The organism is Actinacidiphila cocklensis, assembly GCF_907177275.1.
Lineage (GTDB): Bacteria > Actinomycetota > Actinomycetes > Streptomycetales > Streptomycetaceae > Actinacidiphila > Actinacidiphila cocklensis.
The window spans coordinates 60,084-86,503 of the sequence record NZ_CAJSLV010000057.1 but is presented as its reverse complement, the minus strand read 5'-3'; the positions used below and the strand labels follow the sequence as shown (position 1 = coordinate 86,503).

Genomic DNA, 26,420 nt, shown 5'->3' with positions numbered 1-26,420 from the left:
GCCGGGATCACCTTATGCACGGGCGGCGGTCGCTGAACACCACCGCCGTGCGGGCGCATCGCCCGCCGGCCGCTACGGCGCCTCGCCCGAGGTTCCGGCGATCAGGCGGGGCAGGCCCGCGTGGTCGCAGCCGGCCTTGAGGTAGATGTCGGACAGCAGCCGGCGCACCACCGTCTCCGAGGTGGCGAGCGCCGCGGCGATGCGGGCGTTGGACCAGCCGGCCGCGGCCCGTTCGGCCACCGTGCGCTCCTGCACGGTGAGCGAGTCCGCGTCCGCGGTACGGGGCCGCAGCGGCCACAGGCCGGTGGCGTCCAGCTCCTCGCGGGCGCGGGCGGCGAGCGCGTCGGCGCCGCACTGCACGGCGCCTTCGAGTCCCCGGTGCAGCTGCTCGGCCGCATGCTGCGGAAGTCCGGTGCGGCGCAGGGCGATGCCGTGGTCGACCAGCGCCCGCGCCAGGTCGTAGCCGGACGGGGAGCGTTCGAGGTGCGCGACGGCCTCGGCGAGCACCGCGGCCCGCGAGGCCAGCGGGGTGACCGCGGCCAGGGCGTGCAGCGCCTGCCCGACGGCGGTCTGCGTGCCGAACCTGCGCGCCCTGCGGACGCCTTCCTCGGCGACCTCGGCGGCCCGCTCGGGGTCGGTGACCTCCTTGGCGGCCGCCAGCCGCAGCGGCCAGGGGCACCAGGCGGGGTTGCGCATCCCGCGGGCGTCCAGCCGCTCGCCGACCTGGACGAGCTGCTGCTCGGCCTCGCGGTGCCGGCCGAGGGCCAGCAGCAGCTCGCTGTACACGGTCTGCGCGTCGGGGTAGACCACGGCGCTGGGCGTGATGTCGCCGTAGCGGTAGGTCGCGGCCAGCTCCCGCGCCTCCTCGGTGCGGCCGCGGGCGAGCAGGATCTCGATGAGGATGCCGAGCGCGAAGTACTGCGCCGGCACCTGGTGGCCGACCCGGTCGGCGATCCGCAGGCCCTCGCGGACCATGGTCTCGGCGGAGCTGAGCCGCCCGCGGCGGAAGCGGATGTAGCCGAGCAGCGTGTGGCCGAAGGACAGGTGGGCGCCGCGCCAGCCCTGCTCCTGGCACTCCACGATGCCCCGGTGGAAGAGTTCCTCGGCCCGCCCGGGCTGGTCGCAGTACATGAAGGTGAGGGCCACCAGGACCGGCACCTCGAAGCCCCACTGCTCGTCGGTCCACGGCAGGCCGTCGCCGAGTGCCTGCTCCGCCCAGTGCAGCGCGGTGGCCGCGGGCTCGCCCCGTACCATCGCGTCCCAGGCCCGCAGCCCCAGGATGTAGCGCTCCGCGGTGCCGCGGGCCGTCAGGTGGTCGGCGAGCCGGGCGAGTTTGCGGGAGCGGGCGGTGGAGTCCTGCTCGTCGGCCCTGAAGGCGTTCCACATGAACTGCTCGGCCTGCAGGTGCAGCCGGGTCTTGACGTCGGTGGCCCCGCGGGCGGCCTCCGCCACGGTCTGGGCCGCCTCCGCCATCCGGTCGGAGTGGCCGAGCGCCTGGGCCAGCCGGTAGACGATCGCCTCGCGCAGGTCGGGGGTCAGGACGGGTTCGTCCAGGGCGGCCCGCAGATGGTTGACGGTGATGGCGGGTTCGGTGAGCAGGGCGGAGCAGCCCAGTTCGAACAGCACCTGGGCGCGGTCCTCCATGGCCGGCGGTTCGCGCAGCGCCCGGGCCAGGCAGCGCCTTGCCGCGTCGGGGGCGCCGGAGCGCCGGTACTCGCGGGCGGCCTCCGACAGCTGCTGGACGACCCACGGGTCGCTCTCGGGGTGGGTCTCCAGCAGGTGCCTGGCGGCCGCGGTGGCGCCGAGGCCGGACTGCGAGACGACCGCGGCGGCCTGCCCGTGCATGGCGACCCGGAAGGCCGCGGGTATCGCCCGGTAGACGGCGGTGGAGACCAGCGGGTGGAAGAACTCCAGCCGGCTGTCCGCCGCTTCGAGGCCGCCGCGGGCGGGCTCCGCGAGGATGCGGGCCTCGCGCAGCCGGGTGACCGCGTCGTCGGACTCGGCCTCACCCAGCCCGCCGACGCTCGCCGCGCGGCTGCGGGACGCGTCGGCGCCGAGCACGGCGACGCTCCAGGCGAAGCGGACCGCGGAGGTGCCGAGCCGCTCAAGGCGCTCGACCACGCCGCCGCCCTTGACCGCGGAGGCCAGTTCGCGCAGTTCCGGCAGGTGGACGACCTGGGGTTTCAGGCCCCGGTCGGCGACCCTGGCGGCGAGTTCGACGGCCTCGAAGGGATTGCCGCCGGTTACTGCCCAGGTCTCCCGGCAGAAGGCCTCGTCGGCGTCCTCGCCCAGGGTGTCCCGCACGATACGGCTGACGGCGCCCGGGGTGAGCGGCGCGAGGTCCAGGGCGCGCGAGCCGTGCCGCTCCGCGAGCCGGCCGAACGCCAGGGCGTCGCGCGGCAGTTCGTCGGGGCGGTAGGCGACGACGAGCAGCATGGGCAGCTCGGTGACCCGCGGTGCGAAGCCGGTCAGCCAGGCCAGCGACTCGGCGTCCGCCCAGTGGGCGTCGTCCAGCATCACCACCAGCGGGGCGCGTTGCACGGCGAAGCGCGTCACTATCCAGTCCAGGCCGTCGCGTACGCCCTGCGGGTCGGGGGTGCCGCTGGCCGCGCCCGCCACCAGCCCGACGGCGGGGGCGACGATGTCGTACCACGTCCCCAGCGCGTCTCGGTGCTCCTCCTCGGTGCCGGTCGCCAGCAGCGGCTGCACCAGGTGGCGTACGACCTGGAAGGCGACGCCCTGCTCCTGCTCGCCTCCGCGCGCGGACAGTACCGTGCAGCCGCGGGCCACGGCCCTTCTGCGCACCTCGCTCAGCAGCGTGGTCTTGCCGAGCCCCGCGGGTCCGGATAAGACCAGCAGCCCGCCGGTGCCGCCCGCGGCCGCCCCGCGCGCCGGCGCACTCAGATCCGCCAGCAGCGACTCCAGCGCCGCCGTCTCGGTCTCACGCTCCAGCAGCAGCCGCTTGCGACGCGGCGATTGGTCCGCGGTGTACGCCATGTCAGTTCCCTCGAACGCGCGGTGTCCCCGTTCACCCGTCCCTTCGGGTAGGCACAGCGTACGCACGTGTGCACGATATGAAGTCCGCCGAGCGGCTTCTTCCGCCGGCTTGGCCGCAGTTGCTCCGCGAAGGGCCGCGGACCGCTACTCTCCCGGGCAGCGGAGGCCGAGGTCTCGCCCCCTGGGGGCGCGGTGGGGGCGCCCTGGGGGCGCACGCGAAGCCGCGTGCGCCGGTCGCGCTCCCCGAAGCGCCCGTCGGCCACGGTCCCCCGGCGGAAGCTGCGCCTACGCTTCCTGGACGGCACTGGGAGAACGGCACTTCGCGGCACCCTGGAGGGCGCATGCCGGACGAGACCGCCACAGGCCCGGTTCCTGCGGGTCGCCCGCTGGACCCGACCCGCCGCGCCTCGGCGATCAGGGTTCCCTTCCCGGCCCGGCTGAACCTGCACGCCGAGCGCGCCAGGCGGCACACCCTGCAGTGGGTGCAGGGCATCGGCCTGCTCACCGGGGACGTCGCGGCGGCGGAGTACGACGCGCTGCGCCTGGAGCGGCTGATGGCGTACTTCTACCCCGACGCCACCGCCCCCGACCTGGAGCTGGCCGCGGACTTCAACGCCTGGTTCTTCATCTTCGACGACCAGTTCGACGGGGGGCTCGGCACCCGCCCGGCGGAGATCCGGCAGGTGGTGGCCGACCTCGCCGGGACCATGACCACGGAAGGGGAGCCGCCGCGGGACGTCGGGGACAGCCCGCTGGCGCGCGGCTTCCGCGACATCTGGCTGCGGTCCACCGAGGGCACCCCGGCCGGCTGGCGGCAGCGCTTCGGTACGCACTGGCGGGCGTATCTGGACGCCCACGAGGCGGAGGCGCTCCACCGCACCGCCGACCGGCTGCCGTCGCTGGAGGAGTTCCTGGAGGTCCGGCGGGAGTCGATAGGGGTACGGCCCTGCCTGGACTTCGCCGAGCGGTGCGGCGGCTACGCGCTGCCGGACGAGGTGTACGACATCCCGGCGCTGCGGGAGATGCGGGAGATCACCGGCGACGTGGTGATCTTCGTCAACGACATCGTCTCGCTGGTCAAGGAGCTGGCGGCCGGCGACGTCAACAACACCGTGGTCGTGCACCGCGCGCACAAGGGCTGCACGGTCGAGGAGGCGGTCGGCCACGTCAGCGCGCTGGCCAACGCGCGCACGGCCCGTTTCGTCCGGCTGGCCACCGCGCTGCCCGGCGCGCTCGCGCTGCGCGGCGTCCCGCGGGAGACCCGCGGGCACGTCGAGCACTACGTGGACGGCATGCGCCATCTGATGGCGGGCAACCTGACCTGGTCGCTGGCTACCGCACGTTACGACGAGACCGGGATCGCGGCGGTGAGCGACGGACGCCGGCGCCCCTGGAGCGGCCTCACCGCCGAGCGGGACCCGGCCGTCCCGCCGTGCGGCAGCGCGGTCTGACCGACCCTGACCGGCCAGGACACTCTTCAACCCTCAAGGTTGGCCACAGGTCGGAGAAATTCGGGACACGGTTCCATCACGATGGATTGCCCGGCATACCGCCGCAAAATAGCCCATTCCGCAAGCCCGGCGGCACACCTTCCAAACGAAGGCGGGCCGCCCGCCGCCCGGCGGCCCGCCACGCTGCGTGCCCGGACTGCGACACCGGCCACAGGTTGCAAAAGCCACTGAACCAGGGCGTCCGCCGCGGGCACGGGTGCCGCGGATGTGACCTGTCCCACTCCCCCGCGCCCACCTGGCTTTCCACGCCGTGACGTGTCCTGCGACCCGCGGGCGGGGTCCGCGGCGGGCCGTTCGCGGGGTCTGGGCGGCCACCTGAAATCGGCAGTGGCGTCCCGTTAGGTTCGTGGACGAGCCGGTGGGGGCCGGTTCCGATCTGTAGTCGGCCCGAAAGGCAGTCGTGTCCAAGCTCGTAGCCGAGCACGTGTTCAAGGTCTTCGGACGAAGGCCCAAGGAGGGCGTCCGCCGCCTCAAGGCGGGCGCCGACCGCGACCAGTTGCGTGCGGAAGGCACCACGGCGGCCGTGATCGACGCCTCGTTCGAGGTGCAGCAGGGCGAGATCTTCGTCGTGATGGGCCTGTCGGGGTCCGGGAAGTCCACGCTGCTGCGCACCCTCAACGGACTGGCGCAGCCCACCTCGGGCCGGGTCCTCTTCGACGGCAGGGACGTCTCGTCGCTGGCCCCGAAGGACCTGCGCGAGCTGCGCTCGCACCGGATCAGCATGGTCTTCCAGCACTTCGCGCTCTTCCCGCACCGCACCGTGCTGGACAACGCGGGCTACGGCCTCGAAGTCCAGGGCGTGCCGCGCCGGGAGCGCGAGGAGAAGGCCGCGGAGGCGCTGGAGCTGGTCGGCCTGGCCGGCTGGGAGCGCTCCTGGCCCGACGAGCTGTCCGGCGGCATGCAGCAGCGGGTCGGCCTGGCCCGCGCGCTGGCCACCGACGCCGACCTGCTGCTGATGGACGAGTCGTTCTCCGCGCTCGACCCGCTGATCCGCCGCGACATGCAGGACCAGCTGCTCACCCTCCAGCAGCGGCTGCGCAAGACGATCGTCTTCATCACCCACGACCTCAACGAGGCCATGCGGCTCGGCGACCGTATCGCGGTCATGCGCGACGGCGTGATCGTCCAGATCGGCACCGCGCAGGACATCCTCGTCGACCCGGCCAGCGACTACGTCGCCAGCTTCGTGCAGGACGTGGACCGCTCCCGGGTGCTCACCGCCGCCTCGATCATGCAGGAGCCCCGGGTGACGGTACGCCCGGGCGACGCCCCGGGCTCGGCGATGCGCGCGCTGCGCACCGACGACGCGTCCGCCGCCTTCGTGGTGGCGCCGGGCCGCCGGCTGGTCGGCACGGTCACGCAGGAGAAGGTCACCGAGGCGCTGGACGAGGACGGCGGCACGGTCAAGGAGCTGATGGTGCGCGATCTGATGGACCCGCACTGCGTCACCACGCACGCCGACACCCCGCTGGCCGAACTGCTCACCCCCGCCTCGCGCACCCGGCAGCCGCTGGCCGTCGTGGACGACGAGGGCCGCCTGACCGGCGTCATCGCACGCGACACGCTGCTGGCCGCGCTCGGCGACCAGCCGGCCACCGTGGTCGGCGTTCCCGCCGCCCCCGCCACCGGCGCGGGCACCCCGGCCGGCGGCCCGGTGAAGGAGGCCCTCGATGCCTAGGATCCATCTCGGCAACTGGGCCGAAGACATCGTCAACTGGCTGACCCGGCACGCCTCCTGGCTCTTCGACGCGATCAGCAGCGTCGTCAACCACCTCTACGACGCGGTGGAGTGGGTCCTCGGCGGCCCCTCCCCGCTGCTGATGGCGGGCATCCTGGCGATGCTCGCGTTCTGGATGCGCGGGCTGCCCACCGGTGTCCTGGCCTTCGCCGGCTTCGCGCTGATCGACGGCGTGGCCCAGTGGGACCAGGCGATGCAGTCGCTGTCGCTGGTGGTCGTCTCCGCCGCGGTGGCGCTGCTGCTCGCCGTGCCGCTGGGGGTGTGGGCGGCGCGCAGCCGCGCCGCGAGCATGCTGGTGCGGCCGGTGCTGGACGTCATGCAGACGCTGCCCGCGTTCGTGTACCTGATCCCGGCCATCATCTTCTTCAGCCTCGGCACGGTCCCGGCCGTCATCGCCACCATCGTCTTCGCGATGCCGGTGGGCGTGCGGATGACCGAGCTGGGCATCCGGCAGGTCGACCCCGAACTGGTCGAGGCCGCCGACGCCTTCGGTACGACGCCGGCCCGCACCCTGCTGCGGGTGCAGCTGCCGCTGGCGCTGCCGACGATCATGGCGGGCGTCAACCAGGTCATCATGCTGGCCCTGTCGATGGTCGTCATCGGCGGCATGGTCGGCGCCGAGGGACTGGGCTCGACCGTCTTCGGGGCGATCAGCCAGGTCGACATCGGGCTCGGCTTCGAGGGCGGTGTCTCGGTCGTCATCCTGGCGGTCTACCTGGACCGGATCACCGGTGCGATGGGCGAGCAGGTCTCGGCGCTCGGCCGCCGGGCGGCGGCCCGCACCCGCGGCCCGCTGCGCGGCTTCGCGGTGCTGCGCTACCGGCCGCGCCCCGCGGTGGGCCTGTCCTGCGTGGTCGCGCTGGCCCTGGTCGCCGGCGGCATGGGCGTCTTCGCCGGCAACGGCTCGGGCACCGCCCCCACCGCGGCGGGCGCCGACATCGGCAAGGGCCGCAGCGTCACCATCGGCTCCTTCAACTGGGACGAGTCGATCGCGTCGGCCAACCTGTGGAAGGCGGCGCTCGACGCCCGCGGCTTCAAGGCCGCGGTGAAGACCTACGACCCGGGCGCGGCCTTCACCGGACTGGCCCGCGGCAACATCGACTTCCTCACCGACGCCTGGCTGCCGACCACCCACGCCGCTTATATGAAGCAGTACGGGCAGGACTACACCGACCTGGGTAAGTGGTACGACACGACCTCGCTGGAGGTCGCGGTCCCCTCCTACGTCAAGGGCGTCACGACGATGGCCGACCTCAAGGGCCGGAGCAAGGAGTTCGGCGGCAGGATCGTCGGCATCGAGCCCGGCGCCGGCGAGATGGGCCTGCTCAAGGACAAGGTCCTGCCCGGCTACGGGCTGGACAAGGAGTACCGGCTGGTCGGCAGCTCCACCTCCGGCATGCTGGCCGAACTCGCCCGCGACTACGCCCAGAAGAAGCCGGTCGCCGTCGTGCTGTGGTCGCCGCACTGGGCCTACAGCACCTACCACCTCACCAAGCTGGCCGACCCGAAGTCCCTGTGGGGTCCCGGCGACTCCATCCACGACCTCGCCAACAAGTCGGCGGGTGCCGAGCTCCCCGAGGTCAGCTCGTGGATGCGGGGCTTTCACATGACAGAGCCGCAGCTCGGCTCGCTGGAGGCCGCCATCCAGGCGGCGGGCCAGGGCAACACGGCGAAGGGCGTGCAGAAGTGGATCGCCGGCCACCCCGGGGTGGTCGACACGATGGCCCCGGTGGCCGCGGGCCGCTGAAAAAGAAACGAACGGCGTAGAACAACAACCCGGCGTTCGCCCGCAAAGTCACTTGACACGAAGTTATTCCGAGTTGAACGAAAATCAACTACCGTGTAAAGAGTGACCGTCCGCGGCGTCATGGATCGGGAACCAACTGGCGACCTATTGGCCAGCTGCGCGGACGGGCATGGTAAAAATGACTGATTGTAACGGTCACATCAATGCACGGCTCAGCGGCTGGAGAGTCCATGAAGCTACCGCAGGACGACAGCACCGGTATCGGACCCCGTCTTCGTGAACTGCGCCGAGCTCGTGGCCTCCATCAACAGGATCTGGCCAGTGACGAGTTCTCCGTCAGCTATGTGTCCCTAATCGAAACCGGCAAGCGCACACCGTCGAAGGCGGTGCTGCAGGCCCTCGCCGACCGGCTCGGCTGCTCGGTCGAATATCTGCGGTCCGGCAGGGACGACAATCGGATCAAGGAACTTGAGCTGAAGATCGCCTTCGGCGAGATGGCGCTGCGCAACGGCGACAACGGCGAGGCGCTGCAATCGTTCAGCGAGGCGCTGGCCGACAAGCCGCTGCTCTCCGACGCCTCGGTGCGCCGCGCGCAGATCGGGCTGGCGCTGGCGCTGGAGAAGATAGGGTCGCTGGCCGCCGCGGTCCAGCTGCTGACCGACCTGTTCGAGGCACCGGCGACGGTCGCCGGGTCGCAGGAGTGGAGCCAGATCGCCGCCTCCCTGTGCCGCTGCTACCGGGAGTGCGGCGACCTGGCGCTCAGCGTCGAGGTCGGCGAGAAGGCGCTGCAGCAGCTCGACCAGCTCGGTCTTGAGGCGACCGACGACTACATCCAGCTGGGCTCGACACTGATCGGCACGTACAGCATGCGCGGCGACCTCACCAGGGCGCATCTGCTGGCCAACCGGCTCGTCGCCACAGCCGAGGACGCCGAGTCGCAGGTCACCAGGGGCGGCGTCTACTGGAACGCGGCGCTCGTCGCCCACGCCCGCGGCGCCACCGCGGACGCGCTGGCGCTGACCGAGCGGGCGCTGCACCTGATGGCCGCCACCGACAACCTGCGGCACCGCGCGCTGCTCACCGCGATGCACGGCTCGCTGCTGATGGAGTCGGACCCGCCGGACGTCGAGCGGTCCTGGAACCTGTTCACCCAGGCCCACGACATCCTCGTCCAGGTGGGCACCGCGGCCGAGCAGGCCCGGCTGGAGAACGACCTCGGTGTGGCGAGCATCCGGCTGGGCCGGGTCGACGACGCGCTGCGGCACGCCAGCCGGGCGCTCGGCCTGCTGCACAACGAGCCGCGCTGGCTCACCGTGCAGGCCAGGGCGACACTGGCCGAGGCCCAGCTGTCCATGGGCGACCAGGCGCTCGCCGAGGAGACCCTGATGACGGCCGCCCGGGATCTGCGCCAGGTCACACCGTCCCGGCAGACGGCCCTGGCCTGGCGCAGGCTCGGGGATCTCTATCAGAGCTGCGGGAAGTCCGACGCGGCGATGACGGCGTTCCAGCGGGCGCTGCAGGACCTGGGCCTGCGCGGCGGCAACCAGCTGAAGTGCGCGTCCAACGCGTTCGAGTGACCCGCTGCCCCGCGGCCGCCGCAGGCGTCACGCCTGCGGCGGCCGCGGGGCCTCCCTGTCCTCCCTGTCCTCGCCGTCCTCCTGGTCCGCTGCGGCGGCCGGCCGCAGCCAGATCGTCGCGAGCGGCGGCAGCGTGATCTCCGCACTGGTCGGGTGGCCCTGCCACGGCAGCCCGTCGGGGGCGACGGCGGTGCTGCCGGCCAGCGAGCCGCTGCCGCCGTAGCGCACCTCGTCGGTGTCCAGGACCACTTCCCACGCGCCGCGGGCGGGCAGCCCGACGCGGTAGTGGGACCGCGGGGTGGCGGAGAGGTTGCTGATCGAGACCTGCGGATGCCCGGCTCCGTCGTAGCGGACGAAGGAGAAGACGTTGTCCTCGGCCGCGTTGTTGTCGATCCAGTCGAAGCCCGACGGGTCGGTGTCACGGCTCCACAGCGCGGGCTCCGCGCGGTAGCCGCTGTTGAGGTCGCGGACCAGCTCCCGGATCCCGCGGTGGTCGGCGGCGGCCGGCCAGTCGTCGCCGAGCACGGCCCACTGCGGCCCCGTGTCGTGGTCCCACTCGGTGCCCTGGGCGAACTCCTGGCCCATGAACAGCAGTTTCTTGCCCGGGTGCGCCCACATGAAGGCCAGGTACGCCCGCAGGTTGGCGCGCTGCTGCCACCAGTCCCCCGGCATCTTGCCGACCAGCGAGCGCTTGCCGTGCACGACCTCGTCGTGCGAGATCGGCAGCACGTAGTTCTCGCTGTACGCGTACGCGATCGAGAACGTCATCTCGTGGTGGTGGTGCCTGCGGTGCGCCGGTTCGCGCTGCATGTACTCCAGCGAGTCGTGCATCCAGCCCATGTTCCACTTCAGGCCGAAGCCCAGGCCGTCCTGGTCGGTCGGCCTGGTGACACCCGGCCAGGCGGTGGACTCCTCGGCGATGGTCATGACGCCGGGGCAGCGGCGGTAGACGGTGGCGTTCATCTCCTGGAGGAAGGCCACCGCGTCGAGGTTCTCCCGGCCGCCGTGGATGTTGGGCACCCAGTTCCCGCCCGTGCGGGAGTAGTCGAGGTAGAGCATCGAGGCGACGGCGTCGACCCGCAGCCCGTCGATGTGGAAGTCCTCGCACCAGTACACGGCGTTGGCGACCAGGAAGTTGCGCACCTCGGTACGTCCGAAGTCGAACTCCAGGGTGCCCCAGTCCGGGTGCTCGGCCCGCCGCGGGTCCGACGGCTCGTACAGCGGCTCGCCGTCGAAACGGGCCAGCGCCCAGTCGTCCTTCGGGAAGTGCGCCGGCACCCAGTCCATGATCACCCCGATCCCCGCCCGGTGCAGCGCGTCCACCAGGTACCGGAAGTCGTCCGGCGAACCGAGCCGGGAGGTGGGCGCGTAGAAGCCGCTGACCTGGTAGCCCCAGGACGCGCCGAACGGGTGCTCCGTCACCGGCATCAGCTCGACGTGCGTGAACCCCATCTCGCTTACGTACTCGGTGAGTTCGGTCGCCAGCCGGCGGTAGGTCAGCCCGGGTCGCCACGAGGGGAGGTGGACCTCGTACACCGACAGAGGCGCGTCGTGCGCCCGGCCTGAGCGGGCTGCCATCCACTCACCGTCCTGCCACTCGTAGGCCGAGGTGTGGACGATCGAGGCGGTCGCGGGCGGCGTCTCGGCGGAGCGGGCCATCGGGTCGGCCTTGCGCAGCATCCGGCCGTCGCGGGTGGCGATCTCGTACTTGTAGCGGGTGCCCTCGGCGACGCCGGGCACGAACAGCTCCCACACGCCGGTGGAGCCCAGCGAGCGCATCGGGTGGGCCGTGCCGAGCCAGCCGTTGAAGTCGCCGATGACCCGCACGCCGTTGGCGTTGGGCGCCCAGACCGCGAACGTCGTGCCGCGGATGCCGGCGACCACGTGGACCCGCGAGCCGAGCGCGGTCCACAGCTGCTCGTGCCGGCCCTCGCCGATGAGGTGCAGGTCCAGCTCGGACAGGGTGGGCAGGAAGCGGTAGCCGTCCTGCTCCTCGTGCTCCACCTCGTCGGCGGTGACCCGCAGCGAGTACGGCACGACCTCGGCCACCGGGACGATCCCGGCGAAGAAGCCCTCGTTCTGGGCGGTCAGCTCGTAGCCCTCGCCGTCCACCACGGCGACCACCCGCTGGGCGTGCGGGCGCAGCACCCTGATGCACACACCGCCCGGCACCGGATGGGCGCCCAGGACCGCGTGCGGGTCGTGGTGGCGGCCCTCGACCAGCGCTTCGGCCTCGTGGGCCGGGAGCGGCGGGGCGGGCCGGGCCGGGGAGAGCGTCAGGGGTGCGGCCCGACCTGTGCGCCTGACGGTGGAGCGGCGAGTCGGTGCGGCCATGGTGCGGTCTCCTCACATGGACGGGGGAACTCGGTTCTGCGGGTGCGTGGTCCGCTCAGGGTCCCGACAGGGCGCGGTCGATGGCGGCGAGCGGGATGGACAGCCACTCCGGCCGGTGGCGGGACTCGTACAGCGCCTCGTAGACCGCCTTGTCCGCCTCGAAGGCGCGCATCGCCACCGGGTGCAGGTCGGGGTCCAGCCCGCCGGCGGCGGTGTAACCCCGGGCGAACTCCCGCTGGTTGACCGCGCACCAGGCCCGTGCATGGGCGGCGTCCGCCGGCGGTCCCGACGCCAGCGCCTGCGCTGCCGCGTAGTCGAAGGAGCGGAACATCCCCGCGACGTCGCGCAACGGGTGCTCGGGACGCACGCGTTCCACCAGTGGGCGGGCGGGCTCGCCCTCGAAGTCGATGAACCGCCAGCCGTCCGGGGTGTGCAGGATCTGGCCGAGGTGCAGGTCGCCGTGGATTCGCTGGACGGCGCCGTCGCCGGCCGCGCGTGCGTAGTCCTCGTGCAGTGCGGCCAACCGCTTTTCGTACGGCGCGAGTTCGGGCACCTCCCCGACCGCGGCCCGCAGCCGCTCGCCCATGGCAGCCGTCTGGTCGCGGATCTGACGATGCGTCAGTGCGCTGCTGCCGAGCGCCTCGGCGAGCCGGGCGTGCAGCTCCGCGACGGCGCCGCCCAGGGTCCTGGCGTGCGCGGTGAACTCCGCGGCCCGGCCGGCGCCCGCCTCGGTCAGGGCCAGCCGCCAGGCGTCGCCGTCGTTGGGCAGGAACTCGGTGAGGACGCCCAGCACCGTGGGGGTACTGCCGCTGTCCGCGGTGTGCAGCCAGCCGGCCAGCCGCGGAGTGCTCGGGCTGGACAGCCGGGTGAGCGCCGAGAGGATCTCGGTCTCCGGCTGGACGCCCTCCTGCGGGCTGCGGATCAGCTTGAACATGAAGCGGTCGCCGAAGACCACGTTGGTGTTGCTCTGGTCGGCCAGCAGCGCCCGCGGCACCAGGCCGTCGAGCGCGGACCGGCCGAACTCCGCGGCCAGCGTCAACCGCGGTTCCCCGCGGCGCGGTTCGAGGGTGCGGCGCACCAGGGCGGTCATCAGCCGCGGATCGGCCGTCGCGTCGTACAGCGACCAGCCCTGCCAGCGGCCGTCCCCGGCGCGGCCGAAGACCGCCGCGTCGGGTGCGGCGGGCGGCACGCGGCTGACGCCGACGAGCAGTTGCCAGCGCCGGGAGTCGCCGGAGGCCCGGCGGTCCTCGATCAGCGCGTGCACGAGCGCGACCGCGTCGTCCTCGTGCAGCACGCTGCACGCGACGGGTCTCAGGTCGTGCCCGCAGCCGTCGTCGTGCGGGAACCACCGCCGGCTCAGCAGCCACGGGGTGAGCGCCGGGGCGAGCGGGCCGAGCAGCGGATGGGCGCGCAGCGACGCCCCTGCCGCGTCCGGGGCCTGCGCGCAGGCCCCGGACGCGTCGGACGCCGTGCTCACTGCCCGCTCCCGGGATGCAGCGTGAACACGTGGGCCGGCTGCCGGTCGGGGTCGAGCCGCACGTAGTTGTGCCGCCCCCAGTGGTAGACGGTGCCGGTCAGCTCGTCGCGGACATCGAAGTACTCCCCCGGGTCCAGGTCGCCGAAGTCCAGGTGGACGGTGGTCTCCTGGGTGTGGTGGGGGTCGAGGTTGACGACCACCAGCACGGTCTCCCGGCCGCCGTCGGGCGTGGCGGCCGTCTTGGAGTAGGCGAGGATCTGGTCGTTGTCCGTGGTGTGGAAGCGCAGGTTGCGCAGGAGTTGCAGCGGGCGGTGCTTGCGGCGCAGCCGGTTCAGGGTGGTGAGCAGCGGCGCCAGCGTGTCGCTCGTGCTCCAGTCGCGCGGCCTGAGCTGGTACTTCTCCGACTGCGCGTACTCCTCCGAGCCCTCGCGGACGGCGGCGGCCTCGAAGAGCTCGTACCCGGCGTAGATGCCCATGCTGGGGCTGAGCGTCGCGGCCAGGATCGCCCGGATCGCGAAGGCCGCCCGGCCGCCGTGCTGGAGGTAGGCGTGCAGGATGTCGGGGGTGCTGGGAAAGAAGTTCGGCCGCATGTAGGAGGCCGACTCGCCGGACAGCTCGGTGAGGTAGTCGGTGATCTCCTGCTTGCCGGTGCGCCAGGTGAAGTAGGTGTACGACTGGTGGAAGCCGATCTTCGCCAGCGTCCGCATCATCGCGGGGCGGGTGAACGCCTCGGCGAGGAAGAGCACGTCGGGATCGGTGCGGGCGACGTCGGCGAGCACCCGCTCCCAGAAGACGACCGGCTTGGTGTGCGGGTTGTCGACCCGGAAGATGCGCACACCGTGCCGCATCCAGAAGCGCAGCAGGCGCAGCGTCTCGGCGACCAGCCCCTCGAAGTCGAGGTCGAAGTTGACCGGGTAGATGTCCTGGTACTTCTTCGGCGGGTTCTCGGCGTAGGCGATGCTCCCGTCGACCCGGGTGGTGAACCACTCGGGGTGCTGGGCCACCCACGGGTGGTCGGGCGAGCACTGGAGGGCGAAGTCCATCGCGACCTCCATGCCCAGCTCCCGTGCCCGGCCGACGAAGGCGTCGAAGTCGTCGAGGGTCCCCAGGTCGGGATGGATCGCGTCGTGGCCGCCGTCGGCCGAGCCGATCGCCCAGGGCGAGCCGACGTCGTGGGCGGCGGCCTCCGTGGAGTTCTCCGGCCCCTTGCGGAAGGTGCGGCCGATCGGGTGGACCGGCGGCAGGTAGACCACGTCGAAGCCCATCGCGGCCACCGCTGGCAGCCGCCGGGCAGCGGTCACCAGGGTGCCGCTGACCGGCGGCCGGTGGCCCACCGGGTCGACGCTCGCGCCTTCCGAGCGGGGGAAGAACTCGTACCACGAGCCGTACAGCGCGCGCTCCCTGTCGACCTGGAGTGCGGCCGGCGCGGAGGCGGAGACGAACTCCCGCAAGGGGTAGCGGTCCAGGGTGCGGACCACCGGTTCCGCCAGTGCGGCGGCGAGCCGCTCATCGGGGCCGAGTCCCTCGCTCCGCAGGGTCTTCACGGCGCCGAGGACGGCCGCCCTGCCCTTGGTCTTGGGCACGCCCGCGGCCGCGCGCTCCAGCAGCAGCGCCCCCTCCTCCAGCAGCAGTTCGGTGTCGATGCCGGCGGCTATCTTGATCCGGGCGCGGTGCCGCCAGCTGCCCACCGGGTCGCTCCAGGCCTCGACGGTGTACGTCCAGCGGCCCGGCGTGGCCGCCACCACCTCCGCGCCCCAGCGGTCGGAGCCGGGCGCGAGTTCGTGCATCGGCGTCCACGGGCCGATCCGCCCCGTGGGGCCGCGCAGCACCACGTTGGCGCCTAACTTGTCGTGGCCCTCGCGGAAGACCGTTGCGCTGACCTCGAACGACTCGCCCACCACGGCTTTCGCCGGGCGCCGGCCGCCGTCCACCGCGGGGGCGACGTCCAGAACGGGAATGCGGCCGATCAGTGGTCCGTCCGCGGAAGCCGCGGGCGGGCTCGACGTGGTGAGCTCAGTACGATCGATCGCGGTGGCCATGTGTGACGTCCCCTCTTCCCTACTGCAGTTCGGTCCCTTGTGTCGTGCGGTGACCGGGGCGGTTGTCTGCGGCGCGGGTCAGGCCGCCCAGGCCTGGTGGCGCTCGGCTCGCTCGGCGAGCAGGTCGATGATGGTGCGGGCGAACACGTGGCAGTGGTTGCCGGTACGTGCCGTGACCAGGTCCTCGTCGACGACGACGTCGCGGTCCTGGTAGATCCCGCCCATGTTCTTCAGGTCGCCCAGCAGGTTGTTGTGGACGACGGCTCGGCGTCCGCTGATGACCTGGGGGATCGGGGCGGCCAGCCACATGCCGTGGCAGATGATGCCCTTGATGATCGCCGGGTCGGCGAAGGCCCTGCGCAGGAAGGCCGTCGCGGGCGGCAGTTCGTCGACCTCCTCGGTGTAGCGCAGCCGGTCGGAGACCATCCCCGAGGGCACGATGACCGCGGAGAACTGCTTGAGCCCGAACTCGTCCAGCTCCTCGAACGACTCGCTGACCTCGAACGGCACCCGGTACTCGTGTCCGCGGAAGACGATGCGCTCATTCCCCCACAGGCGCGTGAGGAAGTGGACCTCCGCGCCTTCCTCGGCGAACCGGCGCTGGTAGTAGAAGATCTCCGGTTCGTAGAAGTCGCTCTCCATCAGGACCGCGATCTTCTGCCCTTTCAATCGCACGCTGCCCACTCCTTCACGCGGGGTCGATGAGACGCGGCCTCAGATGTCGCGGTCGATCACCAGGTCGATCAGGAACGGGCCGGCGTGCGCCAGCGCGTCCACGATCGCGGGTACCACCTCCTGCGCCTTCTCCACCCGGACCGCCCTGACGCCCATGGAACCGGCCAGCCGGACGAAGTCGATGGCGGGGCGGCTCAGGTCGAACAGGTCGGGGAAGTCGTGCGCGGTGATGCCCTGGCTGCGCCAGTACTCGGCGATGTTCTGGTCCAGCAGGTGGTAGCGGCCGTTGTTGCAGATGACGAACTTGGCCGCGATGTCGTAGCGGGCGGCCGTCCACAGCGCCTGCGGGGTGTACATGCTGCCGCCGTCACCGGTGAATCCGAAGACCGTGACGTCGGGGCGGGCGAGCTTGGCGCCGATCGCGCCCGGTATGCCGACGCCCAGCGAACCGCCGCGGGTCGACATCCAGTTGCCCGGCACGTTCGGCGGCAGGTAGCGGCCGAGGGCGGGCGAGGAGGTGAGGGCCTCGTCGAAGACGACGGAGTCGTCCGGCAGCAGGCGGGCCAGTTCGCGGGCGAACAGCGCCATGCTCAGCGGCCGCGTCTCCGCGTCCTGGACGTCCTTGGCGACGGCTTCGGCGTGCGCGGCGGCCTTCTCCCGGCCCCATACCTCGATGCGCTCGGCCGCCCTGGCCTGGTCCTGCGGGCTCATCACGCCTTCCAGGGCGTTGGTGAGCAGGCCCAGGGTCTGCTTGGGGTCGGCCACCAGGCCCAGGTCGACGGGGAAGTTCTTGGCGATCGCGCCGGTGTCCAGGTCGATGTGCACGACCTTCGCGCCGGGCGCGAACACCCCTTCCAGGGCGGGGTAGACCTCGGGCAGCACGTAGGTGCCGACCACCAGGACGGCGTCGGCCTGGGTGGTCGTCAGCCGGCTGGCGGCGCCGAACATGTGACCCAACTGCCCGTGGTAGGCCGGGTGGTCGGCGGGCAGGTTGACCTCGGCCCAGTCCGCGCCCCACACCTCGGCGCCCCAGCGCTCGGCGAGCCGGGCCAGTTCGGGCTGCGCCCCGGAGAAGTGGACGCCGTCGCCGGCGATCACCATCGGCCGGCGTGCCCCGGCCAGCAACTGGGCGGCCTGCCCGACGGCGGCGGCACTGGGGACGCTGGCGGTGTCCAGGTACGAGGTCGGCACGACCGGCTCTTCGGTGTTCTCGTCCATCACGTCGGCGGGCAGCACCACCAGCACCGGGCCGTACGGCGCGGTGGCGGCGACCTTCATGGCCCGCCGCACGACCCGCAGGACCGACTGCGGGTCGACCACGCGGGTCGCCCACTTGGTCACCGGCTCGGCCATGCCGACCAGGTCGGCGGCCATCTGGGCGTCCATGCTGTCGTAGGCCAGACCGGACTCGCCGACCAGCACGACCAGCGGCGCGTGGCCGCGCATGGCCTGGTAGAGCATGCCGATGCCGTTGCCGAGGCCCACTCCCGAGTGGAGCTGCATGACGGCCGGCTTGCGGGTGGTGCGGGCGTAGCCGTCGGCCATGCCGACGACGGCGGCCTCCTGCAGGGCCAGTACGTACTGGAGTTCGGGAAAGCTGCGCAGTTCGTCGAGGAAACCCTGTTCCACCGTGCCTGGGTTGCCGAACATGTGGGTGACGCCGTCGGCCTGCAGTTGCTCGAGCAGTGCCACACGAGCGGGTCGGCTGGCTGCCATGGACTCCTGCCTTTCTGGGTGTGCCGGATGCGGGCGGCTGCGGCGTACGTGGCCGCAGCCGCCGGGCGTGAACCCCGTGGGGGTTGTCAGGCGGTGAAGCCCCAGGTGCGCAGCCCGTGCTCCAGGACCTCGACGACCTTCTGGCCGGTGAGGTAGGAGTCGGGGGTGGAACGGCCGGTGATGAACGGGTAGTCGACGATCACCGACGTCTCCTTGCCGAAGTTGCCGTGGTAGGCGCCCTCGGGTGCGGTGGCGTCGCGCAGGATGTACTCCAGCGGGTACGGCGGCGGGCCGATCACGAAGTCGGTACCCATGAAGCCGGTGCCGTCCTTGTAGTCGTACTCGATGCAGTGCCCGGTGACGTGCTTGTTCCTGATGATGCTGACCCGGTTGTCCTGCTCGCGGGCGAAGGCCAGGCAGGCCACGCCGTAGCACTCGGCCGCGATCGGCAGGTCGAGGTTGTGGAAGGCCAGGATCAGGTCGTGCACCCGCCAGTTGTTGGCGAGGTCCACGATCGGGCCGCTGCCGCCCACGATGAGCAGGGCGTCGAACCGGTCGGCTATCTGCGCGGTCACCTCGGACCGGTGGTTCTCGTAGCCCTCCCAGGCCCGCAGGAAATCGGTGCGGGAGCGGTAGGGCCGGTCCGGGAGCCAGGCGGAGAGGTCCAGCGGGTTGTCCAGCCGCTCGGAGCGGTCGATCGCCCGCACCTTCTGGGCCATCTCGGTGCTGGTGACCGAGCGGCCGAGCGGCGGGTCGATGTACTCCGGGTCCATGCTCGGCGGCAGTGCCACCGGTCGTTTACCCGTCGGCGTCGCGAATGTGATGTCGTAGCCGGCCTCGTCGAAAGTCTCCAGCGGGCCGATCAGCTCCTCACCCCAGAAACCGTACTCGGACAGGACGATGAGAATGCGCTTTTTCGCCATCCGTGAAGCTCCTTCATGACAGGTAGTCATTCGGGCAGTCAATTTCCTCTGCATGTCTATCAGCGGACAGAACCGCGGAGGAAAGAAAATCGGGCGCATGGCCCGGAAACGTCAGGTCCAGCCGCATTTTGTGTCATGTCGGCAGGTGGCCTGCGGAAATGCCGACGGCCGGAGGCTGAGCCTCCGGCCGCTGCGTTCGGGGTCCCGCCAGGTCACGCCGCCGCGGCGCGGTCCCTCGCCCCGGGGGCCAGACCGCTCACCGCGATCCCGGCGTTGACCTTGTAGTTCTTGTTGACCGCGATCAGAACGGCCGTCAACTGCTCCAGGATGCGCGCGTTGCGCAGCGCGCCGGCGTCGACGCCGGCGCGGCCGGTCACCGCCGCCGCCAGGCCCATGGCGACCTCCTTGGCGTCCGGGTCGTCGCCGGCCACCAGGATGTCGGTGTCCTCCAGCGGCCCGTCGTCGTCCCGCAGCCTGACCGCGGAGACGTTGTGGAAGGCCGCGGCGACCGCGGACCCGCTCAGCACGGACGCCGCCTGCTCGGCGGCGCTGCCCTCGGGCACGTACAGGCCGTAGGCGCCCTGGCGGTCGAAGCCCAGCGGGTTGACGCAGCAGACGGCCGTCTTCCCCTCCAGGCGGGGCGCCAGGCCGGCGAGGACTTCGGCGAAGCCCTGGTAGGGAACCGCGAGCACCGCGACGTCGCAGAAGACGGCGGCGCCCGCGTTGGTCGTACCGTGCACGGCCGTGCCGCCCCCGAGCCGCTCGTTCAGCTCGTACGCGGTCTGCGCCGACCGCTCGGCGGATCGGGAACCGATGGCCACCGCGTGGCCTGCGAGGGCGAAACGGTACGCCAGGCCCTTTCCCTGGGGGCCGGTCCCACCGATGATGCCGATGTTCCGCATGCCGGATCTCCCTGGGGTAGTCCTGTGGTGCGGAAGTGGGCCGGCGGCGGTACGTCCGGGTCACCGGATGTACCGCCGCCGGTCCGCAGGGACTACTCCCAGGGGCCGAAGCCCGCGACGCGGTCCACCGTGATGCGGATGACGAAGCCCTCGGCGTCGGCGAACTGCGCCGGCGGCCACTGGACTCCCGCACCGAGGTAGGGCACCGCGATGCGGCTGAGCTCCGCGGGCGCTCCGCCCTCGATGACCTCGGCGTGCCCGTGCACCACGAAGTGGTACGCGAGCCCCTCGGGGCTCTTCTCCCCGGGTGCCATGGACAGCGCGACCCGCGGGTCGCGCCGCAGGTTGCGGACCTTCTGCTGTTCCACCAGGTGTGCCGAGACCACCCGGTCCTCTTCGTCCAGCGCCACCCAGACGCAGGCCACCTGCGGGCTGCCGTCCGGGTTGATCGTCACCATGTGGGCAAGGTTCCCTGCCGTGAGAGCAGCGCGAACCGGATCCGATATCTTGTTACTCATCTTGGAGCGCCTCCGTTCTCGTACGTGGGTTCTCTGTCTCGTCGGTGGTACGCGTGCCTGCGGTTACGACGGGAAGCGCAGGGCGAAGGGTTCGAGCGGCGTCTGGATGACGTTGGTGGTGATGCAGTTGAGCAGGTACCACCCGGTCAGGACGAGCAGCTCCAGGGTCTGCGCCTCGTCCAGGTGACCGCGCAGCGCGGCCCACTGCTCGTCGGAGAGCCCGTGCGTGTCGATGAGCTCGTCCACCGCACGCAGGATCACCCGGTCGCGCTCGCTCCATACGTCGTCCTCGGGCGAGCCCTTGACCGTGGACAGCCGCTGCTCCGGGGTGATCTCGGCCACCTCGCCGTAGACGGCCTGGTGCACCCCCCACTGGGACTCGCAGTTGGTGCGCCCGCAGGTGCGGGCCACGGCCAGCTCACGAGCCCGCACGTCGAGAGAACTGATCGACGGGTCGAGCAGGAACCAGGCCAGCGGCCGCATCCTCTCGGCCAGCAGCGGGTGGTTCTTGAGGTACATCCGCACGGTGTGCAGCGGCTCGACCTCGGCGTCCGGCGGAACCCACTGGGAGATCCGCTCGGCGTCGATGCCTTCGTAGGGAGGGTTGAGCTCTTCCAGGCGCATGGCTACTCCTTGGGATTCAGCCGTCCTGAAGCCGGTCGGCGCTCAGGAGGTGACGGTCTCGCCGGCCGCTTCGGTGTCTTCGGTCGGCGCTGCCTCGCCGCCGCCCGCGGCTGCCGCCGGGGCTCGTACGGCGTACGGTCCCACCGCCGCGACAATGGCGATCAGCACGGCGGCGACGATCAGGCCGAGCCGGAAGCCGTTGTTGAGGTCGGTGGAGCTGATCGGGCCGCTGCCCGCCAGGTGGTCGGTACGCCAGGCGGCGAGCGAGGACAGGACGGCGAGGCCGAGGGCGCCGCCGACCTGCTGGGACATGTTGATCAGGCCGCCGGCCAGGCCCTGCTCCATCGGCTGGACGCCGGAGATGGCGGAGACCACGATCGCGACGAAGCTGAAGCCGCCGCCGACGGAGAGCAGCACGGCAGGACCCAGGACGTCGACCAGGAACGAGCCGTCGGGCCGCATGAGCGCGAACCAGCCGAGCGCCACCGCGGAGGCGACCAGGCCGATCAGCATCACCCGGGGCAGCCCGATCTTGCCGAGCATCTTGGAGGCGACCGTGGAGAACACGATCTGGCCCAGGGCCATCGGCAGGAAGCTCAGGCCGGCTTCGAGGGCGCTGTAGCCGAGGACCTGCTGGAGGTAGAGCGTGACGAAGAAGTTCATCGCCACCACGCCCGCGGCGAAGGCCAGCATCACCACGTTGGCCGCCGTCAGCGACCGGCTGCGGAAGATGCCGAACGGCACCAGCGGTGAGGAGGTGCGCAGTTCGGTCATGACGAACGCGACCAGCAGCAGCACCGCGAGGCCCAGGGCGATCCCGGCCTTGGCGGAACCGGAGCCGGACTCGCCGATCTGCACCAGGCCGTAGATCAGGGCCGACAGGCCGGCCGTCACCAGCAGGGCGCCGAGCAGGTCGAACTCGCGGAACTTGCGTACGGTGGTGGAGTCCAGGTTCTCGACGAGCAGGCGGGTGCCGATCAGCGCACCGCCGAGGGTGAAGGGGACGTTGACCCAGAACACCCACTCCCAGCCCGGGCCGTCGGTGAGCACACCGCCCAGGACGACGCCGGTGGCACCACCGGCACCGGCGACGGCACCCCAGATGCCCATCGCCTTGTTGCGTTCCTCGTCCCGGGTGAAGGTGACGGCCACCAGGGAGAGCGCGGCCGGCGACAGGATCGCGCCGCCGAGTCCCTGGAAGGCGCGGGCCGTGATCAGCTCACCCGAGTTGTTGGCCAGACCGCAGGCCAGCGAGGACAGGCCGAACAGGACGAGCCCGCTGAGGAAGATGCGCTTGCGTCCGAAGAGGTCGGCCGCTCTTCCGCCCATGAGGAGGAAGCCGCCGAAAGTCAGCATGTAGGCGTCGACCACCCACGGCAGACCCTTCTCGGAGAAATCGAGGTGGTCCTTGATCGCAGGTAATGCGATATTGACGATCGTGATGTCCAGGATGACGACGAACTGCGTCATGGCCAGCAGCGCGAGGACGTACCAGCGCCTGCTGTCCATGGTGGTAACGGGTTCTGACATGGTGGGCCTCGGTATTCGGATCTTCGGTTATGGAAGGTGGTACTCCCCGGCCGGGAAGGCCGGGGACCGTGCACCTGCCGGCAGTGCCGGTCAGGAGTCGAGGGGGAGGATCGGTACCGCGTCGGGGTCCTGCACGATCGTGATGTTGAAGTTGACGTGGCGGTACTTCAGGAACAGCCGCGAGAAGAGCCCGATGTACATCTCGACACCGCGTGCGGTGGTGATGTCGCCCAGGTCGACGATGCGGTCGGCCGGCCAGCCGAACTCGCCGAGGATCGCGGCGGTCTGGTCCTTGGCCTCCTGGTCGTCGCCGCTGACGAAGACCACGTGGTCGCCGGGGACGAGGCCGGGGTTGACCATCACGTTGAAGTTGATGGTGTTGAGGGTCTTCACGACCCGGCTCGCCGGGTAGCGGCGCTGGATGCGCTCGCCCAGGCTGTCGATGTTGGCGATGTCGAGGGTGGGGGGCTCGATCCGACCCGATGCGATGACGGGGTTGGCGAGGTCTATGATGATCTTGTCCGCCAGGTTGTTGGCGCCGGCGGCCTCCAGGGCCTCCATGGTGCCCAGACCTGCGGAGCAGTTGAAGACGATCTCCGCGAACGCTGCGGCATCGGCCAAGGTGCCGCCGCTGGCGCGGTCGCCGTTCTCCTTGACCCACTGCGCGACGACCGGGCTGTCGGTGTGGCGCGATCCGAGTCGCACCTCATGCCCCACTTCGACCAGCTTGGTGGCGATGGCCTTGCCGACCCATCCGGTACCCAGGACTCCGAAACGCATCTCTGCACCATCCTTCTCTCATGCTCTCTTGCCGAATAGGCGTAGGTCGCACGCCGGTCGGACACAGCGGTCGAGGATCGGACGGCCCCGTGGTTGTACAAGGGAACTGCACTCGGGGTAGTGAACCAGGATCTCCGAGCGAGCATGCGTCCGGACCGAACGTGACGTGTACTGCGTAAAGTCGGCGCCCCTACTTCATGAAGAAGAGGCCACCAGCGTCCGGCGTTCCGCGGCCGCGGTACGGCTGTCGCCGACCCTGCCGAGTACCCGGAAGCCGTGCGCCGCTGAGGCCAGAGTGACGTGGTGGTGCCAGCCGCGGAACGAGCGGCCTTCGAAGTCGAGCAGCCCGCACTCCTCGCGCAGCCGCGCCAGGTCGTACCGCGAGCGCCAGCGCAGTTTGGCCGCGCTCACCAACTCGGGCATACGGCGCGAACCCAGGTTGGTCAGCCAGTATGAGCTGGGTTCCGTGGTGCCCTCGGGCCATTCCATGAGCAGCTGCCGGGGGCGGACCAGACGTCGTACGTGCCCCTCGGCGGTCATGGCGTCGCCGGCATGCGGAACCTGCGCCGCCATGAACTGGGAACTGCGGACGTAGCTTTCGACGCCCTCGCGCCAGGCCAGAGTGGCCCGCCCGCTGTGGTGCCGGGCGGCCAGGGCGAGTTCTGCGGCGGTGCAGGGTACCTCTTGTCCGCTCACCGCGGACGCGACCCGGCCACGCGGCCGGGGACTGCGCCCGGTGACCGGGGTGCCCGGGCCTATCTCCACCAGATAGGGCAGACCGCGGGCTTCGAGCCCGCCCAGCAGCCGGCCGACCTGGGCTTCGTACTTCCAGCTGACGAGCACCGGCGCCGGCGCCAGTGCCCAGTCACGCGCCATCTCGTCGACGGCCCCCAGCACGTGCTGCCAGCGGGGGCGGTACTGCTCGGTCTCGGGGATACGTGCCGCGCTGCGCAGGGCCGGGTCGGCGTCCCAGTGCGGCGGCATCAGCAGGCGCCAGTTGACGGGCACGCTGCCGGCCTCGCTGACGAGCGAGGTCGCCAGGGCTAACTGGCAGTTGACGGTCCGTCCCTCGCTGGAGACGAACTGCCGGCCCACTCCTGCCGAGTGGGTGCCGTTCTTGGGGAACATCACCTCGTCGACCGCCCAGACCGCCGGGGGCATGGCCGAGGCCACCCACTCGGCGAGGTGGCGGCGGACGAAGGAGTAGTCCCACGGGCTCTGGCTCACGAACTGCTGCAGCTGCTGGGGCGCTTTGTGCCCCAGGACGTGCTCGGAGATCCTCGCCGGCGTCTTGCGGCCGTCGGCGTCAAGCAGGCCGCGAATGTAGACCTCACCCCAGCGCCGCTGATCCGAACGAGTGAACTGCGAGAAGAGCCGAGCACAGTATTCGGAGAGGCCGTCAGGACCCCCGGATGAAGATTGCAGGTACGCGGTCATGAGACGACAACCCCCGACTCTGCCGATAACCGGTTGATTACCTTCACTGCAATCATTTAACCACCCCTGTAAATATTTGTCAATTCCCGAGTTAACTCAGTCCACTGCTATTTGCCGGTGGGCGGGACCCCCAGGGGGAATCCCGCCCACCAGACCTGCCGGGGCGCCTCAGAGGGCGGCAGACCCCGCCATGGGCGCCAACCGATCCACGCTATAGGTCTTCACCCGCGGTTTGCCCTGCTCATCGCTGACGACCACCCAGGTCTGGTAGGCGTCGAAGCCCAGCCACTTGCTGTGCGGCTCGGGCTGGTCCCAGATGTGGGCCTGCCAGTTGACGACGACCTTGACCTCGTCGCCCGAGCCGTCGGCAAGGGGCGTCAGCTCGACGCTGACCAACTCGTGTATCTCGTCGAAGAACCGGTGGGTGACAGCCTCGTACCAGCCCTTGAACTCCTCGATGCTGCGCAGCGTCGCCTCCGGGAACTTCATCTCCAGCCCCTCGTCGACCAGGTACGGCAGCACCTGCTCGACCGGGTCGTGCCGGTCGAGTGCCTCGTACCAGGTCTTCACCAGGTCACGTACAGCCTGCTCACCCGCAGACACAGGCGGCACAACGGTTTCACTCATGACGAACCTCCACAGTCGATTCCGTCGGTACAGTGGCCAGACTGAAGTGCCCGCGCGCGGCAGGACAACGACATGGCTCAGCACTGGACGGACTGCGGCAGGTCAATCATCCCGCCTCCCCCGGCGCCGACTTGACGTAGTCCGCTCGCTGAGACGATGCGGCCCTATCGGCTCGCGGCAATCCGCATATCGTACGACGAAAAGTCACGAGGAGGATATTCCATGCGATTTCGCCTGCTGGGTCAGACCGGTCTCCGTGTGTCGGAGCTATTCCTGGGCGCTATGACGTTCGGTGAGCAGGGTGGCGTGGGTGCCTCGCCCGAAGAGAGCGGCAGGGTGCTCAACGCGTTCGCCGAGGCGGGCGGCAACTTCATCGACACCGCTATCAATTACCGGGGTGGGGCAAGCGAGACAATTCTCGGCGAACTTCTCGAAGGCCGCCGGGACCAGTTCGTGCTTTCCACCAAATACACGGTGTCACGGGACGGCAGCGACCCCAACGCGGCGGGCAACCACCGCAAGAACCTGACGCTGTCCCTTGAGACGAGCCTGCGCCGGCTGCGCACGGACTACCTCGACGTGTACTGGGTGCACATCTGGGACAAGCAGACCCCGATCGAGGAGACCATGCGGGCGCTCGACGACGCGGTGCGCTCGGGGAAGGTGCTGTACGTCGGCGTCTCCGACGTGCCGGCGTGGGTGCTGGCCCGCGCCAACACGCTTGCCGAGTGGCGTGGTTGGACCCAGTTCTCGGCCCTCCAGGTCCCCTACTCCCTGCTGAACCGGGACATCGAGCGCGAACTGCTCCCGGCGGCAGAGGCATTGGGCCTGTCGGTGGCGGCCTGGAGCCCGCTGAGCAACGGTGTGCTCTCCGGCAAGTACACCAGCGGCAACGTGGGGGCGGGTGTTCCCACCCGCATGGCGGCGAACTCGATCTCCGCCCACGACCACGCGGTCGCCTCGGTCGTCCAGAAGGTGGCCGACGAGCTGGGGAAGACGCCGGCCCAGGTGGCGATCGCCTGGACGATGCTGAAGTCCCCCGCCGTGCACCCGATCATCGGTGCGCGCCGGGTCGAGCAGCTCAAGGAGAACCTCGGCGCCCTGGACACGGTGATCCCGGACGAGCTGGTCAAGCGCCTTGAGGAGGCCACCGAGTTCAAGCTCGGCTTCCCCGGCGACTTCATCAGAGACACGTCCGCGTGGGTGATGGGCCAGGCCAACCAGCACACCGTCGCCCGCGGACCGCGCGGAGTCTGACGGCGGCACGG

Annotated in this window: 18 protein-coding genes and 1 pseudogene; 5 read left to right on the top strand and 14 right to left on the bottom strand. The window is 70.9% G+C overall.

Annotated features, from left to right (window positions below):
* Positions 1-72: 72 nt before the first annotated feature.
* Positions 73-2,997, bottom strand: a complete 2,925-nt coding sequence (locus tag NFU81_RS18515; protein WP_251491274.1) for an ATP-binding protein — start codon at positions 2,995-2,997, stop codon at positions 73-75.
* Positions 2,998-3,338: 341 nt separating this feature from the next.
* Between NFU81_RS18515 and NFU81_RS18510 the strand changes: the two genes are divergently transcribed.
* From NFU81_RS18510 to NFU81_RS18495, 4 genes and pseudogenes are all read left to right on the top strand, one after another.
* A complete protein-coding gene (locus tag NFU81_RS18510) occupies positions 3,339-4,448 on the top strand; it encodes an isoafricanol synthase (protein ID WP_251491271.1) in 1,110 nt (369 codons plus the stop codon).
* A 460-nt stretch (positions 4,449-4,908) separates the two neighbouring features.
* Positions 4,909-6,186 (top strand): quaternary amine ABC transporter ATP-binding protein, encoded by a 1,278-nt coding sequence (locus tag NFU81_RS18505; RefSeq protein ID WP_251491268.1) that lies wholly within the window; start codon positions 4,909-4,911, stop codon positions 6,184-6,186.
* Positions 6,179-7,975: pseudogene (locus NFU81_RS18500) on the top strand (ABC transporter permease/substrate binding protein); the annotation flags it as partial. The gene NFU81_RS18505 and the pseudogene NFU81_RS18500, both read left to right, overlap by 8 nt.
* 221 nt (positions 7,976-8,196) lie before the next feature.
* Positions 8,197-9,570: a helix-turn-helix domain-containing protein gene (locus tag NFU81_RS18495; RefSeq protein WP_308208300.1), complete on the top strand. Its 1,374-nt coding sequence runs from the start codon at positions 8,197-8,199 to the stop codon at positions 9,568-9,570.
* Between the two features lie 27 nt (positions 9,571-9,597).
* Here NFU81_RS18495 and glgB read toward each other — a convergent pair whose 3' ends face one another.
* The 13 genes from glgB to NFU81_RS18430 form a co-directional block, all read right to left on the bottom strand.
* Positions 9,598-11,904: a 1,4-alpha-glucan branching protein GlgB gene (glgB, locus tag NFU81_RS18490; RefSeq protein WP_251491259.1), complete on the bottom strand. Its 2,307-nt coding sequence runs from the start codon at positions 11,902-11,904 to the stop codon at positions 9,598-9,600.
* A gap of 55 nt (positions 11,905-11,959) precedes the next feature.
* Complete coding sequence (locus NFU81_RS18485) at positions 11,960-13,381, bottom strand: maltokinase N-terminal cap-like domain-containing protein (protein WP_251491256.1); 1,422 nt, start codon at positions 13,379-13,381, stop codon at positions 11,960-11,962.
* Positions 13,378-15,351, bottom strand: a complete 1,974-nt coding sequence (locus NFU81_RS18480) for an alpha-1,4-glucan--maltose-1-phosphate maltosyltransferase (RefSeq protein WP_251491350.1) — start codon at positions 15,349-15,351, stop codon at positions 13,378-13,380. Before NFU81_RS18480 ends, NFU81_RS18485 begins: the two co-directional genes overlap by 4 nt.
* A 147-nt stretch (positions 15,352-15,498) precedes the next feature.
* Positions 15,499-16,095 (bottom strand): DJ-1/PfpI family protein, encoded by a 597-nt coding sequence (locus NFU81_RS18475; protein WP_251491253.1) that lies wholly within the window; start codon positions 16,093-16,095, stop codon positions 15,499-15,501.
* Positions 16,096-16,134: 39 nt separating this feature from the next.
* On the bottom strand, positions 16,135-17,811 hold the full coding sequence (locus NFU81_RS18470; RefSeq protein WP_251491251.1) for a thiamine pyrophosphate-binding protein: 1,677 nt from the start codon (positions 17,809-17,811) through the stop codon (positions 16,135-16,137).
* 86 nt (positions 17,812-17,897) lie between these two features.
* Entirely contained in the window at positions 17,898-18,734 is an 837-nt protein-coding gene (locus NFU81_RS18465; RefSeq protein WP_251491249.1) for a type 1 glutamine amidotransferase domain-containing protein, read from the bottom strand.
* Between the two features lie 212 nt (positions 18,735-18,946).
* A complete protein-coding gene (gene npdG, locus NFU81_RS18460; RefSeq protein ID WP_251491247.1) occupies positions 18,947-19,636 on the bottom strand; it encodes an NADPH-dependent F420 reductase in 690 nt (229 codons plus the stop codon).
* 92 nt (positions 19,637-19,728) lie between these two features.
* The gene (locus NFU81_RS18455) at positions 19,729-20,154 is read right to left on the bottom strand and encodes a TIGR03618 family F420-dependent PPOX class oxidoreductase (protein WP_274038018.1); all 426 of its coding nucleotides are present in this window, start codon (positions 20,152-20,154) and stop codon (positions 19,729-19,731) included.
* Positions 20,155-20,217: 63 nt separating this feature from the next.
* On the bottom strand, positions 20,218-20,778 hold the full coding sequence (locus tag NFU81_RS18450) for a carboxymuconolactone decarboxylase family protein (protein ID WP_251491243.1): 561 nt from the start codon (positions 20,776-20,778) through the stop codon (positions 20,218-20,220).
* Between the two features lie 42 nt (positions 20,779-20,820).
* Entirely contained in the window at positions 20,821-22,308 is a 1,488-nt protein-coding gene (locus tag NFU81_RS18445) for an MFS transporter (protein ID WP_251491241.1), read from the bottom strand.
* 90 nt (positions 22,309-22,398) lie between these two features.
* A complete protein-coding gene (locus NFU81_RS18440) occupies positions 22,399-23,088 on the bottom strand; it encodes an NADPH-dependent F420 reductase (RefSeq protein ID WP_251491239.1) in 690 nt (229 codons plus the stop codon).
* A gap of 195 nt (positions 23,089-23,283) precedes the next feature.
* The gene (locus NFU81_RS18435) at positions 23,284-24,525 is read right to left on the bottom strand and encodes an IS701 family transposase (RefSeq protein ID WP_251491236.1); all 1,242 of its coding nucleotides are present in this window, start codon (positions 24,523-24,525) and stop codon (positions 23,284-23,286) included.
* Between the two features lie 168 nt (positions 24,526-24,693).
* Positions 24,694-25,152: a nuclear transport factor 2 family protein gene (locus tag NFU81_RS18430; protein ID WP_251491233.1), complete on the bottom strand. Its 459-nt coding sequence runs from the start codon at positions 25,150-25,152 to the stop codon at positions 24,694-24,696.
* 222 nt (positions 25,153-25,374) lie between these two features.
* Here NFU81_RS18430 and NFU81_RS18425 point away from each other — a divergent pair, with 222 nt between their 5' ends.
* The gene (locus tag NFU81_RS18425) at positions 25,375-26,409 is read left to right on the top strand and encodes an aldo/keto reductase (protein WP_251491230.1); all 1,035 of its coding nucleotides are present in this window, start codon (positions 25,375-25,377) and stop codon (positions 26,407-26,409) included.
* Positions 26,410-26,420: the final 11 nt, after the last annotated feature.